The organism is Pseudoxanthomonas sp. 97-1-1 (assembly GCF_057773125.1).
In genome coordinates this window covers 281,495-297,392 of record NZ_JBYMTJ010000001.1, presented here as the reverse complement: position 1 = coordinate 297,392, position 15,898 = coordinate 281,495, and the positions used below count along the sequence as shown (strand labels likewise).

Sequence of the window (15,898 nt, the reverse complement as noted above, 5' to 3'; positions counted from 1 at the left end):
GGCGTCAGCGTTCGGTCAGGCCTTCGTAGCGCGGGAACTGCTGCGCCAGCGTGGTACCCGTGAAGTGGCCCACCCAGCCGTCCGGCTCGGTGAAGAAGCGGATGGCGACGAAGCTCGGTTCCGGCCCCATGTCGAACCAGTGCAAGGTGCTGTCTGGCACGCCGATCAGGTCGTCCTGCACGCACTCCACCTCATAGACCTTGTCGCCCACGTGCAGCGTGAACAGGCCGGAGCCGGCGACGAAGAAACGCACTTCGTCTTCCTTGTGGTAATGCTCGTCGAGGAACTTCGCGCGCATGGCCTCGCGCTGCGGGTTGTCGGGCGCGATGCTGACCACATCGACGGTCTTGAAGCCGCGTTCGGCGACCAGACGGTCGATGTCGGCGCGATAGGCGTCGATCACATCCTCCGGCGGCGCGCCGGGCTCGATGGCCTTGGTCGCCTTCCAGCGCTCGAAGGTCACGCCGAGCTTCTTCAGCTCGGTGGCGATGAAGTCGGGATCGTAACTGGCGAACTCCGGCGTGGCCGGGTCGGATTCGCTGAAGATGCGCAGGCGGCTCATGGCGGTATGGCGTGAGGCGACAGAGGGGGCCGTTAGGGTACCAGACCGGTCCGCGCGGCCTGGTGGGGAAACGGAACGCCCGGATAACCGCCGGTTATCAGCGGCGGCAGCCCAGCTTGCGCAGCTCCAGTTCGGCCGCGAACAGGAACTCGAAGGCCTCCAGGTGGCGGCGGGCTTCGGCCATCGTGCGGCCCCACGCGTACAGGCCGTGGCCGTCGATCAGGTAGCCCCACAGCGGCTGGTTGTCGAGCAGCGCGTCCACCTGCGCGGCGAGCGTGGGCATGTCCTGGGTGTTGGCGAACACGGGCACGTCGATCGCCATCTCGTGCGTGCTGTTGCCGTGGAATGCCTTCAGCAATTCGAAGCCTTCCAGGCGCACATGGCCGGCACCGGCGAACAGCCGCGATGCCACCGTCTGCACCAGCGAATGGGTGTGCAGCACGCACCCGATCTCGGGATAGCGGCGATACAGCTGGGTATGCAGCAGCGTTTCGGCGGACGGACGGTGGTCGCTGCCGACGGCCTTGCCCTCGAAGTCCACCACCATGATGTCCGCCTCCACCAGCCGGCCCTTGTCGCGGCCGGAGATCGTGATGGCCGCGTGCCGGTCATCCAGTCGCTGCGAGAAATTGCTGCTGGTGGCCGGTGTCCAGCCCAGCTGCGCCAGCTCGCGCACGTTGGAGATGATGGACTGCGCGCGGTCGCGCAGCTGGTCGGCGTGATAGGGCAGGGGCGTGGCGTTCATGCCGCCATTCTACCGCCTGCCCGGAGGTGGAGCTCAGCGCTGCGCGCGCATGCGGCTGTGGCGATATCCGTACAGGAAATAGATGAGGAAACCCACGGCCGTCCACACGGCCATCAGCATCCAGTTGTGGGCGGTCATCGCCGACAGCAGTGCCAGGCAGCTCAGCACGCCCAGGGTGCAGATCAGCCACGCGGCGGGGATGCGGAACGGACGCGGCAGGTCGGGCTGGGTGCGGCGCAGGACCAGCACGCCAACGCAGACCGAGGCGAAGGCGATCAGGGTCCCCATCGAGGTCAGTTCGCCCAGGATATCAAGCGGGAACAGCGCCGCCAGCAGGGCGATGCCGATACCCGTGATCACCGTATTGATGTGCGGCGTGCGGTACTCCGGATGGATCCGGGTGAACACCGGCGGCAGCAGGCCGTCGCGGGCCATGATCATGAAGATGCGCGGTTGGCCGATGATCATCACCAGCACGACGGACGACAGGCCGATCAGGGCCCCGATTTCCACCGTGACCCGCAGCCAACCCAGTTCGGGATGGGCCGCTACCGCGGTCACGACCGGTTCGGCCGTGCCCAAGGCGGTGTACGGCACCAGGCCCGTCATCACCGCCGCCATGGCGATGTACAACACGGTGCAGATCGCCAGCGAGGCCAGCATGCCCACGGGGAGATCCTTCTGCGGGCGATGCGATTCCTGCGCCGCCACCGAGACCGCCTCGAAACCGATGTAGGCGAAGAACACCATCGCCGCGCCGCGCAACACGCCATCCCAGCCGAACTTGCCAGGGCCTTCGTTGGCAGGAATGAAGGGCTGCCAGTTGGAGGGGTCGACGTACTGCCAGCCAGCGATGATGACCAGCACGATCAGGCCGGTCTTCAGCACGACCATCGCCATGTTCATGGCCGACGACTTGCGGATGCCCACGTAGCACAACCAGGTCAGCAGCAGCACGATGACGGCGGCCGGGACGTTGGCGATGGCGCCGGTCGGTCGAAGCTGCGCATCCAGTGGCGCGCTGACGAGCGCCTTGGGCAGGAAGATGTCGAAGTGCTCGAGCAGGCTCAGGAAATAGCCGGTCCAGCTGACTGCGACCGCGGACGCCGATACGCCGTATTCCAGCACAAGCATCCAGCCGATGAACCACGCGGTGAGTTCACCCAGCGTAGCGTAGGTATAGGTATAGGCGCTGCCGGACACCGGCACCATCGCGGCGAATTCCGCGTACGCCAGCGCACAGAACGTGCAGCAGATCGCCGCCAGCACGAACGACAGCATGATGGCCGGACCGGCATGGTTGGCCGCCGCCTGGCCGGTGATGACGAAGATGCCGCCACCGATCACCGCACCGATGCCGAGTGCGGTCAGCCCCCAGGGGCCGAGCGTGCGGCGCAGGCTGAGCCCTTCGGCCTCTTCATGGGCGGCATGGGGGTGCTTGGTGGCGAGGAGCTGTCGGAGCATCGTGCGTGTTCCTGGAACGGGTTCGATGAGGGCAACCAAAAAGGCCGGCGGTGCGCCCGCCGGCCTTGAAGAGGATCAGGCCTTCTGCCTGAGTTTGCTGTTCCGGAAGCCGTACGCGAAGTAGATCAGCTGGCCCAGCACGGTCCAGGCCACGAAGATCTGCCAGTGCTCCATGAACGACTGCAGGAACAGGAACAGGCAGGCGAGCACGCCCACCGGGCAGATCAGCCAGAACATCGGCACGCGGAACGGCCGGTTGAGGTCAGGACGGGTGAAGCGCAGCACCAGCACGCCGAGGCACACCGTGGCGAAGGCCAGCAGCGTCCCCATCGATACCAGTTCGCCGAGCACGCTGAGCGGCATGAAGCCCGCGAGCAGGCAGGCCAGCACGCCGACGATGATCGTGCCGACATAGGGCGTATGGAACTTCGGATGCACCTTGCCGAAGATCTTCGGCATCAGCCCGTCCTTGGCCATGCTGTAGAAAATGCGTGGCTGTGCCATCAGCATGACCAGGATCACCGACGACAGGCCCGCAATGGCGCCGATTTCCACCGCGGTCTTGAGCCAGCCCACGCTGGCGCCGGGATCGGCCTTGAGGACCTCTTCCAGCGCCGTGGCCACCGGCTTGGCGGTGCCCAGCAGCGTGTAGTGGGTCATGCCGGTCAGCACCGCACAGACGGCGATGTAGATGACGGTGCAGATGGCCAGCGAGCCGAGGATGCCCTTGGGCATGTCGCGCTGCGGGTTCTTGGCCTCGCCTGCGGCCGTGGAGACCGCGTCGAAGCCGATGTAAGCGAAGAACACGATGGTCGCCGCGCGGAACACGCCATCCATGCCGAACTGGCCGGGGCCGGTGTTCTCGGGAATGAAGGGGGTCCAGTTCGCCGGATCGACGTACTGGATGCCAAAGCCGAGGAAGGCCGCAATCACGACCACCTTGATCGCGACGATGATCGAGTTGACGAAGGCCGACTGGGTGATGCCGACATAGCACAGGCCGCTGACCGCAGCGACGATCAGCACCGCAGGCAGGTTGATGATGCCCGCGGTGGCGACGAATCCGCCATCGGCCCACGTGATCGGTGCTGTCGCCAACTGCTCGGGGAACGGCACGCCCAGCGTGCCGGTGAGGAAGCTCACCAGGTAGCCAGACCAGCCCACCGCGACGGTGGACGATGCGAACAGGTATTCCAGCACCAGGCACCAGCCGATGAACCAGGCCACGGCCTCGCCCAGGGTGGCGTAGGAGTACGAATACGCGCTGCCGGACACCGGCATCATCGAGGCGAACTCGGCGTAGCAGAGGCCGGCCATGGCGCAGGCGAAGCCGGCAATCACGAAGCTCAACATGATCGCGGGGCCGGCGTGGTTGGCCGCGGCCTGGCCGGTCAGCACGAAGATGCCCGCACCGATGACCGCGCCCACGCCCAGCAGCACGAGGTGTTTGGCGGTCAGGGTTCGCTTCAGACTGCTTTCGCCATCCAGGCTGCCTTCGAAAGGTTCACCGGCATCGATATGTCCCGCCGGTGCAACCGGCTTGACCCTGAACAGAGCTTTGAGCATTCGCAGCGTCCCCTTGCAAGACTGGATGCCGGCGGAAAGACCCGCCAGGCGGTGGCAACTGTCATGGGGAAGGCGCCCCACGGAAGGCCGTACCTTGCCAAAGCGGGCGGGGGATCACAAGCGCGGTTGCAGCATGCCGGGCGATAATCACGACACCACCGACCTGTCCGCAAGGAAAAAACACGCCGTGTCAGTCGCTTACACTGCCCTTCGCGCACATCTGGCCGATTACGGACACCGCTGGCCCGACGAACAGGCGGTGGTCGCCCAGTTTCTCGAGCTGCTGGACGATCCGGCCAACCCGCTGCTCCGCGAGCGACTGGAAGGACACCTCACGGGTGGCGCCTGGCTGGTCAGTGCCGATGGCCGGCGCACGTTGCTGACCCACCACCGCAAGCTGGGCCGGTGGCTGCAGCTGGGAGGCCATGCCGATGGTGACGAGGACATGGCGCGCGTGGCGCTGAAGGAAGCCGAGGAGGAATCCGGCCTGTCCGATCTGTCCGTGGAAGGCGGCATCTTCGATCTGGACCGCCACTGGATACCCGAACGCAAGGACGTGCCGGGCCACTGGCACTACGACATACGTTATGTGGTGCGTGCCAACGGCGGCGAGGACTACGTGGTCAGCGAGGAGTCGCTCGACCTGGCCTGGCGCGATATAGGACCGATTGCCGCCGAGCCGGATGAATCCCTCAGCCGCATGGCCCGCAAGTGGCTGGCGCGCAACACGGCGTAGGGTGGGCCTTGGCCCACCGCACTGCGGATATCAATACAGGACGCGCACCCGCAGCGTGCCGTCGATCGCCGCCATCGCGTCGCGCAGGCTGGCCGTCTGTTCTTCATCGGCAGTCACGTCGATGACCACGTAGCCGACTTTCGGATCGGTACGCAGGAACTGACCGTCGATGTTGATGCCGCGGTCGCGGAAGATGTCGTTGATCTGCGACAGCACGCCCGGCACGTTGCGATGGATATGCAGGATGCGTCGGCTGCCCTCGTGGCCGGGCAGGGTGACTTCGGGGAAGTTCACCGCCGACAGCGTGCTGCCGTTGTCGCTGTAGCGCACCAGCTTGGCCGCCACTTCCACGCCGATGTTGTCCTGCGCCTCCAGCGTGCTGCCACCGACATGCGGGGTCAGGATCACGTTGTCCAACCCGCGCAACGGCGACTCGAAGGCATCCGCATTGCCCTTGGGTTCCACCGGGAACACGTCCACCGCGGCACCGCCGACCTTGCCGGACGTCAGTGCTTCCGCCAGTGCATCGATGTCCACCACGGTGCCGCGCGAGGCGTTGATCAGGTGTGCGCCGGGCTTCATCCGGGCGATCTGCGCCGCGCCGAACATGTCTTTCGTCGCGGCCGTCTCCGGCACGTGCAGCGTGACCACGTCGCTGAGTTCCAGCAGGTCGTCCAGGCTGACGGCGGCGCGAGCGTTGCCCAGCGACAGCTTGGTCTCGATGTCGTGGAAGAGCACCTGCATGCCCAGCGACTCGGCCAGCACGCCCACCTGGGTGCCGATATGGCCGTAGCCGATGATGCCCAGGGTCTTGCCACGCACCTCATGACTGCCGGCAGCGGACTTGCTCCAGCCGCCCCGGTGGCATTCGGCGTTCTTCTGGGGGATGCCACGCATCAGCAGGATGGCCTGGGCGACCACCAGTTCCGCCACGCTGCGGGTATTGGAATACGGGGCGTTGAAGACCGGAATGCCGGCCAGTTCCGCCGCGTCCAGGTCCACCTGGTTGGTGCCGATGCAGAAGCAGCCCACCGCGATCAGCCGGCGTGCCTGCGACAGCACATCGTCGGTCAGGTGGCTGCGCGAGCGGATGCCGACGATGTGCGCCTCGGCGATGCGGCGCTTCAGCTCGTCTTCCGGCAGCGACTTCTCGTGGTATTCGATCTGCGTATAGCCCGCCGCGCGGAACGTCTCCACGGCGGTCTGGCTGACCCCTTCCAGCAACAGCACGCGGATGTCCTGCTTCGGGTACGAGGTCTTCTTGATCGACATTGCCGGAAAGGTCGCAGCGGAGGGGGAAGGGGCGTCACTATGCCAGATGCACGCCGTCGATGGTGCGGCGCGGAATGGAAAGCTCGGTTGCCGTTTTCCAGGCTTTGTTGCCCTTGCAACCAAGCGCATCGCTCGCTGGACGCAGCGCAGCATCGCTGGCACGCTGGGCGCCCCCGAAAGCCTGCCCTCCGCAATGAGCGATCCGCGCCTGGAAGCCCTGCTGCACGCCGTCCCGGCGCTGCGCCTGAAGACCGATCCTGCCGATCTCGAGCACTACGGCCGCGACTGGACCCGGCGCTGGACACCGGCACCGCTGGCGATCGCATTGCCCGCCACGGTCGAGGAAGTGCAGGCCGTCGTGCGTTGGGCGAACGAGCATCACGTGGCCGTGGTGCCCTCGGGCGGGCGCACCGGCCTGTCCGGTGGCGCCGTGGCCGCGAATGGCGAACTGGTGCTGAGCCTTGAGCGCATGAACCAGGCGCTCGACTTCAATGCCGTGGACCGCACGCTGACCGTGCAGGCCGGTATGCCGCTGGAGGCCGTACATAACGCGGCGCGTGAGCACGGACTGGTCTATCCGGTCGATTTCGCAGCACGCGGTTCCTGCGCCATCGGCGGCAACATCGCCACCAACGCCGGCGGCATCCGGGTGATCCGCTACGGCAACACGCGCGAATGGATCGCCGGTCTGAAAGTCGTCACCGGTGCCGGCGACGTGCTGGAGCTCAACAAGGCGCTGATCAAGAACTCCAGCGGCTACGACCTGCGCCATCTCTGGATCGGCTCGGAAGGGACGTTGGGCATCGTGGTGGAAGCCACCGTGAGGCTGACCGATCCGCCGCCGCCGACCAATGTCATGCTGCTGGCACTGCCATCGTTCGATGTGCTGATGCAGGTGTTCGCCGCGTTCCGCGAGCGCCTTCAGCTGGAGGCCTTCGAATTCTTCACCGACCGCGCGCTGCACCGTGTGCTGGCGCATGGCGCACAGAAGCCGTTCGAGGAAATCCATCCGTACTACGTGGTCACCGAGTTCGCGATCGGCGACGAGGCGAGGGAAGCTGCGGCAATGGCGGCCTTCGAGGCCTGCATGGAGCAGGGCTGGGTCAGCGATGGCGTGATCAGCCAGTCCGATGCCCAGGCCGCGCAGCTGTGGCGCCTGCGCGAGGGCATCACCGAGGCGTTGGCGCGCTATGTGCCGTACAAGAACGACGTGTCCGTGCGCATTTCCGCCATGCCGGCGTTCCTTGCCGAGACGCAGGCGTTGCTGGGCGAGGCGTACCCGCACTTCGAAGTGGTGTGGTTCGGCCATATCGGTGACGGCAACCTGCATATCAACGTGCTGAAGCCCGACGGTATGGAGAACGCGGAGTTCGTCACCCAGTGCGAGCAGGTCACCAAGCTGCTGGCCGACTCGCTGCGCCACCACCACGGCAGCATTTCCGCCGAACACGGCATCGGCCTGGTGAAGAAGGGCTATCTGGAAAGCACGCGCAGCGCCGACGAGATCGCGGTGATGCGCGGCATCAAGCGCGTGCTGGATCCGAATGGCCTGATGAACCCGGGCAAGCTGTTCGACGCGTGACGCGGATTCATCCGGCCATCGCTGATTGCAGGTAGTCTTGGCGCGCCGCGATGCGCGCGGTGTCCGTTCATTCCCTGGAAGTGTCCATGTCCCGAATTCTCCTGGCTGGCGTCCTGCTGGCGTTCTCCGTCCCGGCACTGGCCGGCAGCTTCGCCGGCAGTTCGGCCGGTGCGTCATCCGCCGGCTCGTCCGCCTCGTCCGACAGCTCATCCGGCGACGACAAGATCGTCGTGCAGGCGCGCGAGGACGCCGCCAGCTTCGTCGCCAGCGACGGCCGTATCCGTGGCGCCCAACTGGAAGCCGCGCTGCGTCACCTGCGCGAGAAGGATGAAGCCGCTCGCAAGGCCAGCGACATGCAGCTGGCGCAGGCCATCCTGGCCCGCTGATGCCACCGCGTCGGCCCCGCGGCCGGCGCTTCGTCGCGCTGCTCGCATGGGCATGGCTGGGGCCGGCCGTCACGGCGGCCGCGCTCGACATCGATCCGACGGGCCTCGGCTCGGATGACATCGTCGCGACGCAGGCGCTGCTCGACGATGTCCTGCCGCGCCTGCCGCAGGCATGGCGCGATGGGCTGCCGCCCGATCTCGTCCTGCAATGGCGCGACGATCTTCCGGCGCATGTCGCCGGCCGACGGGTCGGTGATCGCATCCTGCTGCCGCGCCATCTGCTGCAGGCATGGCAGGCGCGCGATGGCGTGCCTGCGGACGATGCTTCGTTGCGCGCCGTCCGTCATGCGCTGGTGCACGAACTTGCGCACAGTTACGATCGTGCACGACGCGATGTGCTGTCGCGCGATCCGGGCCTGCGCGATCTCGCGGGATGGCAGCGCAGCGTGTTTGCCATCGCGGGGCGCCGTTCGCGCAACGATTTCGTCGCGCGGACGCCCGATCCGTACGAGCGGGAGCGTCCTTCCGAATTCGTGGCGGTGAACCTCGAGCATTTCGTACTCGACCCGGCCTACGGCTGCCGGCGCCCGGCGTTGCACCGCCATTTCGCGGCGCACTTCCAGGTGCTGGCGAAGCCGGAGGCGTGCGCGCCCGGGTTGCCTTTCCTGGACGTGGATGCCGAAGCGGGCGCTGCCTCGCTGCTCGCGCTGGACCCGGCGCGCATCTACGCGGTCGACTATCTGCTGGCGGAAGGCAACACGCAGGCGATGAGTCGCTGGGGCCACAGCATGCTGCGGCTGGTGGTCTGCGCGCCCGGTCGCGCACCGGGGCCCGACTGCCGCTTCGACCTGGCCCATCACCGCGTGCTGTCGTTCCGCGCGTTCGTGGGCGACGTGCAGATCTCAGGGTGGCGCGGCCTGACCGGCTCGTACCCGTCGCGCCTGTTCCTGTTGCCGCTGGACCAGGTGATCGAGGAGTACACCCGGGTGGAACTACGCGGCCTGCAGTCCATTCCCCTGCAACTGGAGCAGGGTGAAATCGCGTCCATGGTCGAGCGGGCCGCGCAGCTTCACTGGAGCTACGACGGGCGCTACTACTTCATCAGCAACAACTGTGCGGTGGAGACCTGGAAGCTGCTGCACGCCGGCGTGCCACGACTGGCCGGGGAGCCGCTCGCCAGCATCACGCCCACCGGACTGCTGAAGAAGCTGGAGCGTCGTGGCATCGCCGATACCCGCGTGCTCGACGACGCAGGGCAGGCGCGACGACTCGGTTACTACTTCGAGCCGATGAGCGCGCACTACGACGCGCTGTTCGCCGTGGCGCGCGAGGCGCTCGCGCTGCCGCAGCAGGACCTGCACGCCTGGCTGGCGCTGTCGCCTGCGGAGCGCGCCATCTGGCTGCCACGGGCCGACCTGCGTGCGAGCGCGGCGCTGCTGGTGCTGGAGAATGCGGCGCTCCGTCGCCAGCAACTGCTGTTGCGCGACGAACTGAAGCGACGCTACCTGGGCCGCAATGCGCCCGCCGATGTCGCGCGGGCGCTGCAGGCCTTGCGCACGTGGCTGGGCGATACCGGTTTCGCCAGTCGCCCCTCGGAACTGCTGCCGGAGGGCTACGGACTTCCGCAGGCCGATGAGCGCGCGCGCGTTGTGGAGGAAGCAGGAGCCCGCGTGGCGCGCTTGCGTGAGCAGGATGGTGTGCTTCGTGGCGAACTGGAGCGCTGGCTGCCTGCCGACCGGCGCGAGGTCCTGCAGGGCATCGAGGCAAACCTGAAAACGATCGGCGCGCGCCTGCGCGCACTGGATGCGGCAGGCGCGTCGTGACCGAAGACCTCAGTCGGCGCGACCGCCGAACTCGCCGGTCGTCGTGTTGACGAGGATGCGCTCGCCGTTGGTGATGTACTCCGGCACCATGATCTCGATGCCGGTGTTGAGCTTGGCCGGCTTGGGGCGCTTGGTCGCGGTGCCGCCCTTCAGTTCCGGCGGCGTTTCCACCACTTCCAGCGTCACGTGCTGCGGAAGCTGCAGGGCGACCGGCAGTTCGTCGATGACCTGCACGTAGCAGCCGGCGAGGCCTTCGGTGATGTAGCCGGCGTCATCGCCGATGACGTTGGCGTCCAGCGTGTAGGGCGTGTAGTCCTCATCGTCGAGGAAGACGAACGCATCGCCATCCATGTACGAGAATGTCGCCTGCCGGCGCAGCAGTTCGACTTCCGGCAGGTTGTCGTCGGCGTCGAAGCTGGCATCCAGCTTGTTGCCGCCCGGCACGCTGTACATGATGAAACGGAAGCGCACGTTGCCGCCGCGCCCTTGCGGCGAGCTGCGCTCGATGTCGCGGATCTGGTATACGCCGCCGTTGTGTTCGACGACGTTGCCCTTCTTGATGTCGAAAGCTTTCATGGTGGTGATTTGTAATTGGTGATGGGTGATGGGGTGGGGCGGCGTGATCATTCGGGAAGGCGGCTCTTGCGAATCACCACTCGCGAATGACGAATCACGGCCCTATTTCGGTGCGAGGCGCACGGCGCCATCCAGCCGGATGGTCTCGCCGTTGAGATACGTATTGCCCAGGATATAGGCGACCAGGTCGGCGAACTCCCCGGGCTTGCCGAGGCGGGACGGGAAGGGGATAGAGGCGCTGAGCGACTGCTGCACGGCCTCGGGCATGCCATCGACCATCGGCGTCCAGAAGATGCCGGGCGCCACGGTCATCACGCGGATGCCGAAGCGGGACAGTTCGCGCGCCATCGGCAGCGTCATGGCGACCACGCCGCCCTTCGATGCCGAGTACGCCGCCTGGCCGATCTGGCCTTCGTACGCCGCCACACTGGCCGTGTTGACGATCACGCCGCGTTCGCCGTCGGCGTTGGGCACGTTGTGCTGCATCACGTCGGCGGCGGCCTTGGCCACGTTGAAGCTGCCGACCAGGTTGACCATCACCGTGCCTTGGAACGTGGAAAGCGGCATCGGTGCTTCCTTGCCCAGCACGCGACCGGCGCCGAGGATGCCGGCGCAGTTGATCGCTGCATTCAAGCCGCCGAGGAATTCCTTCGCTGCCGCCACGTTCGCCGCGACACCGGCCTCGTCGGTCACGTCGGTACGGAAGTAGCGGACGTTGGCCTCGCCCAGCTCGGCGACCGCGGCGGCGCCCTTGTCGTCGTTGACATCGAACAGCGCGGCCTTGCCGCCATGGGCGACCACGTGGCGGGCCACGGCCAGGCCCAGGCCGGAAACGCCGCCGGTGATGATGGCGCGGGTGTCGGAAAGCTGCATGCGGTGAACCTGGTGCGGAAAAGCCGGCATTTTACGCGATGGTGGGCGCCTGGGAGCCCGGAGCTTGCTGTAGGAGCGACGTGAGTCGCGACCGCGAGCCAAGGCGGGCAATGCCCTTTGGTGAGGCGCGAACCATGGCGATTCATTGCGGACCTGCGAAGGAGGACGATGGAGCAGACGGCTCCCGGTCGCGACTCACGTCGCTCCTGCAAGGATTGCCGCCTCTCAGGCGTGCACCCGCTCCAGCGGGGCGTCGGCAAGCCGGCGCGCGAATTCGTCCGGCGACAGGCCGGGCGCAAACAGGAATCCCTGGCCCACCGGAACCCCGAGGTTGAGCAGGAACTGGCGCTGCGCCTCGGATTCGACACCCTCGGCGACCAGTCCCAGTCCCAGGCTGCGTGCGATCGCGGACACCGCCTGGCAGACGGCCACATCGGACCGGTTGCTGGGCACGCCCTCGGTGAACAGCGGGCTGAGCTTCAGGCCGTGGATGGGCAGGCGGCGCAGATAGTTGAGCGCGCTGTAGCCTTCACCGAAATCGTCGATCGTCAGCACCACGCCCAGCTGCCGCAGGTCGGCGAAGGTACGCAGCGTGGCGGGGGCGTCCTCGATGAGCACGCGTTCGGTGAACTCCAGCTCCAGCGCTGCGCCGGGCAGGTCGAACTCGGTCAGGATCGCCCGCACGCGATCGGCCAGGTCGTCACCGGCGAATTGCCGGTACGACACATTGACCGCCACGCGCACGATGCCCAGCCCCTGGTCGCGCCAGGCGGCCACCTGCCGGCATGCTTCGCGCAATACCCAACTGCCGATGCGCACGATGTCGCCGGTCGTCTCCGCATGGCTGATGAACACGTCCGGGCGCAGTTCGCCCAGCTGGTGGTTCTGCCAGCGGATCAGCGCTTCGCCGGCGATGATGCGTCCGTTGCGCAGGTCCACCTGCGGTTGGTAGACCAGCCGGAACTCCTCGTTGTCCACCGCGCGTCGCAGCTGCGTCTCGATCTGCAGACGGTCCTGCTGCCGCTGCGCCAGTTCCTGGGTGAAGCTCTGCCAGCCATTGCGCGCGCGGTGCTTGCTGTCGTACATCGCGATGTCGGCGTTCTGGATCAACTGTTGCGGGCGCAGGCCGTCGCCGGGTGCGATGGCCAGTCCGATGCTGGCGGTGATGGCGAACTCGTCCTTGCCGAAGCGGAAGGCGTCCGCGAACGCGCCGAGTACGGCGTGCGCCAGTTGTTCCGGCAGGTGCGGGTTCTCGCCGGCATCGCAGATCACCAGGAATTCGTCGCCGCCGAAGCGGGCGATCATGCCGTCGGTGCCCACCGCGCCGCGGATACGGTCCGAAGCCTGCACCAGCAGTTCGTCGCCAGCGTTGTGGCCCAGCACATCGTTGACCATCTTGAAACGGTCGAGGTCGATGTAGAGCACGGCGGCGCGCGCGCGCTCGGGGTCGGCCAGCCGCGTGCCGAGTTCGGTCAGCACGGCATCGCGGTTCATCAGCCCGGTCAGCGGATCGGTGCGCGCCTGGATGCGCAGCATCTCCTCGGCCTGCTTGTCCTGCGAGATGTCCTGCATGGTGCCGGTGATGCGCGACGCACCCGGGTCGCCGGGCTCGGCGTCGCCGATCACGCGGATCCAGAACGGATGCCCGTCGGCCTGCGTGCCCTGGAGTTCCAGGTCGAAGCCCTTGCCACCGGCGGTGACCAGGTCCAGCGCGCCACGCAGGCGCCGACGATCCGCTTCGCGCAGGCACGACAGCATGTCGTCCAGCGTCACCAGCGCACGCGCGGCACCCAGGATGCGCTGGGCTTCGTCGGTCAGGTACATCCGGTCGCGGCCTATGTCCCATTCCCAGCCGCCGATATGCGCGAGCGATTGCGCACGGTCGAACAGCGCACTGTCGCGCTTGAGTTCGGTCACGTCGCTGAAAAGCGTGGTCACCTGCGCCGGCACGCTCGCGCCGGGGGCGAACTGCGGCACCGAGGTGGCGGTCAGCCACAGCAGTTGTTTCTTCTGGCGGTGATACAGGCCCAGCAGGACGCTTTCGACCATCTGGCCGCTGTCCAGCGCGCGTTGCGCGGGCAACTCGTGGCGGCCCATCTCGCGGCCGTGCTCGTCGACGACATGCCAGCGGTCCAGGGCGAGCTCCTGGTCGACGCGCTGGTCCTCGCGGATGCCGAAGATGCGCATGGCCGCGCCGTTGCAGTACTGCACTTCCATCTCGCGGTTGTGCACCACGATGCCCTTGTCCAGGGTCTCCATGAGTTCGCGGTAGCGCATCTCGGCCAGCCGCCGGCTGCTGATGTCGCGTGCCACCGCGACGATGCTCTTGCGCCCGTCGAAGTTGATGTTGGCCGAGTGCACTTCCACCGGGAAGCGGGTGCCATCGCCGCGCATGTTGGTGACCTCGATGACATAGGTCACGCCGCGATTCAGGGTTTCCCAGACCGGCACCAGGTGATCGCGCGGCAGGTCGGGGTTCAGCACGTTGATGTTGTTGCCGACGATCTCGTCGCGCGGACGCTTGTAGGCCAGCATGCCGGCCTTGTTGAGGTCCAGCACGGTGCCGTCCTCGGCGATGATGCTGACCGGGTCGGGCACGGCATCGAACAGGTTGCGGTAGCGCGAGCGCTCCGTATCGGCCTCGTGCTGCTTGGCCAGCAACGCCGCGCCAGCTTGCCGCAGCAGGTCCGCCGTAGCGCTGTCGGTACCTTCGACGGCAGCCGCGCGCTCCAGTGCCGCGGCCAGCGCCACCACATCGACGTCGCTGGCCGGGCCTGTGTTCATGCGGCCGCCAGGGCCTTGCCGACGCGGCTGCCGGTCTCGCGGCCGAGGCGTGCCGCCAGCCACCGGCCCGTATCGGCCAGTGCATCCAGGTCCACCCCCGTGCGCAGGCCCTGGCCATGCAGCAGGTAGACCACGTCCTCGCTGGCCACGTTGCCGCTTGCGCCCTTGGCGTAAGGGCAACCGCCTGCACCGGAGACGGCGGCGTCCACCACGCGGACGCCTTCATCCAGGCAGGCGAGGATGTTCGCCAGCGCCTGCCCGTAGGTGTCATGGAAGTGCACGGCCAATGCGGACATGGGCAGTTCCGCTGCGACCGCCTTCAACATGCCGGCGGCCTTGCGCGGTGTGCCCACGCCGATGGTGTCGCCCAGCGATATCTCGTAGCAGCCCAGCGCATGGAGCTGCCTGGCCACCCGCACCACGTCCGTGACCGGTACGTCGCCCTGGTACGGGCAGCCCAGGACGGTGGACACGTAACCGCGCACCTTCACGCCATCGGCGGCCGCGCGCTCGAGCACGGGGCGGAAGCGTTCGATGGATTCATCGATGGACGCATTGATGTTCGTGCGGTTGAAGGCTTCGGACGCGGCGGTGAACACCGCCACTTCCTCCACGCCGACCGCACGTGCGCGGTCATAGCCTTTTTCGTTCGGCACCAGCACGGGGTAGGCGACCCCGGGCCTGCGCCGGATGGCGGTGAAGACGTCCGCCGCATCGGCCAGTTGGGGAACCCACTGCGGGCTGACGAAACTGGTGGCCTCGATACTCAGCAGGCCGGTGGCGGACAGACGGTCGATCAATTCCACCTTGTCGGCGGTCGAGACGAGCGCCTTTTCGTTCTGCAGGCCATCGCGCGGGCCGACTTCCACGATCCTGACGAAGTCGCCATCCGCCATCGGCAGGGGACCGGTGGGGGTCATGGCGTCACCGCGTCTTTTGCGCGCCGCATGCGCAATGCCTTGCCGCCGCCATCCAAGGCATCGAACAGGTCCGGATGGGTGCGCAGCAAGTCGCGCAGCTGCTCGGGACGCCCTTCGAACAGATACGTGCTGGCATCGGTCTCGCGGGCCTTCAACGTGCCCTGCTGCACCCGCTGCATGATGGCCACCGTGTCGAGCATCGCGATCTGCAGGGTATCGTCGCGGATGCGGTATTTCAGCAGCGTGACAGCGCCGGCAGGCATGCCCTTGGGGGTCGGGGGCGCCGTCTTGCCGGTGGCGAACAGTCCCTCCAGCTCCTCGAAGCCGAGCGCCAGGTAACGTTGCCCGTCTATCTCGAAACCCAGGGCATCGAAGTTCGGCGCGTCGGTCCGGCTGTTGTCGCGCAGGCGCACGTGGCAGCGGGCATCCACTTCGGCGTAGTCGTCCTTGCCCAGCGGCACCTTGTCCTGCGGGCTGTCGGCGAGCGGAATCCACCGGCCCACCAGCGCGGGATCGCAGGTCAGCGGGGCGGGTGGCTGCTCGAACATCACGCAGCCTGCCAGTGCGAATGTTGCGAACAGCAGGGCGGTCGTCATGCGCGGGAAAGCC

At 67.1% G+C, this 15,898-nt stretch carries 14 protein-coding genes; 4 read left to right on the top strand and 10 right to left on the bottom strand.

Going from position 1 to position 15,898, the window contains the following annotated elements:
* Positions 1-4: 4 nt before the first annotated feature.
* The 4 genes from AC3DET_RS01345 to AC3DET_RS01330 all read right to left on the bottom strand — a co-directional run bounded on the left by AC3DET_RS01345 (position 5) and on the right by AC3DET_RS01330 (position 4,337).
* On the bottom strand, positions 5-562 hold the full coding sequence (locus AC3DET_RS01345) for a 1,2-dihydroxy-3-keto-5-methylthiopentene dioxygenase (protein WP_192200941.1): 558 nt from the start codon (positions 560-562) through the stop codon (positions 5-7).
* Between the two features lie 97 nt (positions 563-659).
* A complete protein-coding gene (locus AC3DET_RS01340) occupies positions 660-1,307 on the bottom strand; it encodes a methylthioribulose 1-phosphate dehydratase (protein ID WP_488390482.1) in 648 nt (215 codons plus the stop codon).
* Positions 1,308-1,340: 33 nt separating this feature from the next.
* Positions 1,341-2,771, bottom strand: coding sequence for an amino acid permease (locus tag AC3DET_RS01335; protein WP_488390481.1), 1,431 nt, complete (start codon positions 2,769-2,771; stop codon positions 1,341-1,343).
* A gap of 75 nt (positions 2,772-2,846) precedes the next feature.
* Positions 2,847-4,337: an amino acid permease gene (locus AC3DET_RS01330; RefSeq protein WP_337729995.1), complete on the bottom strand. Its 1,491-nt coding sequence runs from the start codon at positions 4,335-4,337 to the stop codon at positions 2,847-2,849.
* Positions 4,338-4,470: 133 nt separating this feature from the next.
* On the opposite strand from AC3DET_RS01330, the gene AC3DET_RS01325 reads away from it, so the two are divergent.
* Positions 4,471-5,073, top strand: coding sequence for an NUDIX hydrolase (locus AC3DET_RS01325; protein WP_488390480.1), 603 nt, complete (start codon positions 4,471-4,473; stop codon positions 5,071-5,073).
* A 30-nt stretch (positions 5,074-5,103) separates the two neighbouring features.
* Here AC3DET_RS01325 and serA read toward each other — a convergent pair whose 3' ends face one another.
* Positions 5,104-6,345 (bottom strand): phosphoglycerate dehydrogenase, encoded by a 1,242-nt coding sequence (gene serA, locus AC3DET_RS01320; protein ID WP_488390479.1) that lies wholly within the window; start codon positions 6,343-6,345, stop codon positions 5,104-5,106.
* A gap of 193 nt (positions 6,346-6,538) precedes the next feature.
* Between serA and AC3DET_RS01315 the strand changes: the two genes are divergently transcribed.
* The 3 genes from AC3DET_RS01315 to AC3DET_RS01305 all read left to right on the top strand — a co-directional run bounded on the left by AC3DET_RS01315 (position 6,539) and on the right by AC3DET_RS01305 (position 10,136).
* Positions 6,539-7,927 carry an FAD-binding oxidoreductase gene (locus tag AC3DET_RS01315; RefSeq protein ID WP_488390478.1) on the top strand — a complete coding sequence of 463 codons (1,389 nt, stop codon included), beginning with the start codon at positions 6,539-6,541 and terminating at the stop codon, positions 7,925-7,927.
* 86 nt (positions 7,928-8,013) lie between these two features.
* Positions 8,014-8,313 (top strand): DUF2388 domain-containing protein, encoded by a 300-nt coding sequence (locus AC3DET_RS01310; protein WP_192200948.1) that lies wholly within the window; start codon positions 8,014-8,016, stop codon positions 8,311-8,313.
* Positions 8,313-10,136, top strand: a complete 1,824-nt coding sequence (locus AC3DET_RS01305) for a DUF7844 domain-containing protein (RefSeq protein ID WP_488390477.1) — start codon at positions 8,313-8,315, stop codon at positions 10,134-10,136. Before AC3DET_RS01310 ends, AC3DET_RS01305 begins: the two co-directional genes overlap by 1 nt.
* A 9-nt stretch (positions 10,137-10,145) precedes the next feature.
* Here the strand turns inward: AC3DET_RS01305 and yeiP are convergent, their stop codons facing one another.
* The 5 genes from yeiP to AC3DET_RS01280 form a co-directional block, all read right to left on the bottom strand.
* Positions 10,146-10,712 (bottom strand): elongation factor P-like protein YeiP, encoded by a 567-nt coding sequence (yeiP, locus tag AC3DET_RS01300; RefSeq protein WP_192200950.1) that lies wholly within the window; start codon positions 10,710-10,712, stop codon positions 10,146-10,148.
* A 102-nt stretch (positions 10,713-10,814) separates the two neighbouring features.
* Positions 10,815-11,585 carry an SDR family NAD(P)-dependent oxidoreductase gene (locus AC3DET_RS01295; protein WP_488390476.1) on the bottom strand — a complete coding sequence of 257 codons (771 nt, stop codon included), beginning with the start codon at positions 11,583-11,585 and terminating at the stop codon, positions 10,815-10,817.
* 225 nt (positions 11,586-11,810) lie between these two features.
* Positions 11,811-14,369: a sensor domain-containing protein gene (locus AC3DET_RS01290; protein WP_192200952.1), complete on the bottom strand. Its 2,559-nt coding sequence runs from the start codon at positions 14,367-14,369 to the stop codon at positions 11,811-11,813.
* Positions 14,366-15,265 carry a hydroxymethylglutaryl-CoA lyase gene (locus AC3DET_RS01285; RefSeq protein ID WP_337730853.1) on the bottom strand — a complete coding sequence of 300 codons (900 nt, stop codon included), beginning with the start codon at positions 15,263-15,265 and terminating at the stop codon, positions 14,366-14,368. The genes AC3DET_RS01290 and AC3DET_RS01285 overlap by 4 nt, the downstream gene beginning before the upstream one ends.
* Before the next feature lie 20 nt (positions 15,266-15,285).
* Complete coding sequence (locus AC3DET_RS01280; RefSeq protein WP_446537254.1) at positions 15,286-15,885, bottom strand: hypothetical protein; 600 nt, start codon at positions 15,883-15,885, stop codon at positions 15,286-15,288.
* Positions 15,886-15,898 lie beyond the last annotated feature (13 nt).

Excerpts from the sequence above, each read along its gene's own strand:
- AC3DET_RS01345 (WP_192200941.1), bottom strand. The coding sequence starts at position 562 with ATGAGCCGCCTGCGCATCTTCAGCGAATCCGACCCGGCCACGCCGGAG.
- AC3DET_RS01340 (WP_488390482.1), bottom strand. The coding sequence starts at position 1,307 with ATGAACGCCACGCCCCTGCCCTATCACGCCGACCAGCTGCGCGACCGC.
- AC3DET_RS01335 (WP_488390481.1), bottom strand. The coding sequence starts at position 2,771 with ATGCTCCGACAGCTCCTCGCCACCAAGCACCCCCATGCCGCCCATGAA.
- AC3DET_RS01330 (WP_337729995.1), bottom strand. The coding sequence starts at position 4,337 with ATGCTCAAAGCTCTGTTCAGGGTCAAGCCGGTTGCACCGGCGGGACAT.
- AC3DET_RS01325 (WP_488390480.1), top strand. The coding sequence starts at position 4,471 with ATGCCGGGCGATAATCACGACACCACCGACCTGTCCGCAAGGAAAAAA.
- serA (WP_488390479.1), bottom strand. The coding sequence starts at position 6,345 with ATGTCGATCAAGAAGACCTCGTACCCGAAGCAGGACATCCGCGTGCTG.
- AC3DET_RS01315 (WP_488390478.1), top strand. The coding sequence starts at position 6,539 with ATGAGCGATCCGCGCCTGGAAGCCCTGCTGCACGCCGTCCCGGCGCTG.
- AC3DET_RS01310 (WP_192200948.1), top strand. The coding sequence starts at position 8,014 with ATGTCCCGAATTCTCCTGGCTGGCGTCCTGCTGGCGTTCTCCGTCCCG.
- AC3DET_RS01305 (WP_488390477.1), top strand. The coding sequence starts at position 8,313 with ATGCCACCGCGTCGGCCCCGCGGCCGGCGCTTCGTCGCGCTGCTCGCA.
- yeiP (WP_192200950.1), bottom strand. The coding sequence starts at position 10,712 with ATGAAAGCTTTCGACATCAAGAAGGGCAACGTCGTCGAACACAACGGC.
- AC3DET_RS01295 (WP_488390476.1), bottom strand. The coding sequence starts at position 11,585 with ATGCAGCTTTCCGACACCCGCGCCATCATCACCGGCGGCGTTTCCGGC.
- AC3DET_RS01290 (WP_192200952.1), bottom strand. The coding sequence starts at position 14,369 with ATGAACACAGGCCCGGCCAGCGACGTCGATGTGGTGGCGCTGGCCGCG.
- AC3DET_RS01285 (WP_337730853.1), bottom strand. The coding sequence starts at position 15,265 with ATGGCGGATGGCGACTTCGTCAGGATCGTGGAAGTCGGCCCGCGCGAT.
- AC3DET_RS01280 (WP_446537254.1), bottom strand. The coding sequence starts at position 15,885 with ATGACGACCGCCCTGCTGTTCGCAACATTCGCACTGGCAGGCTGCGTG.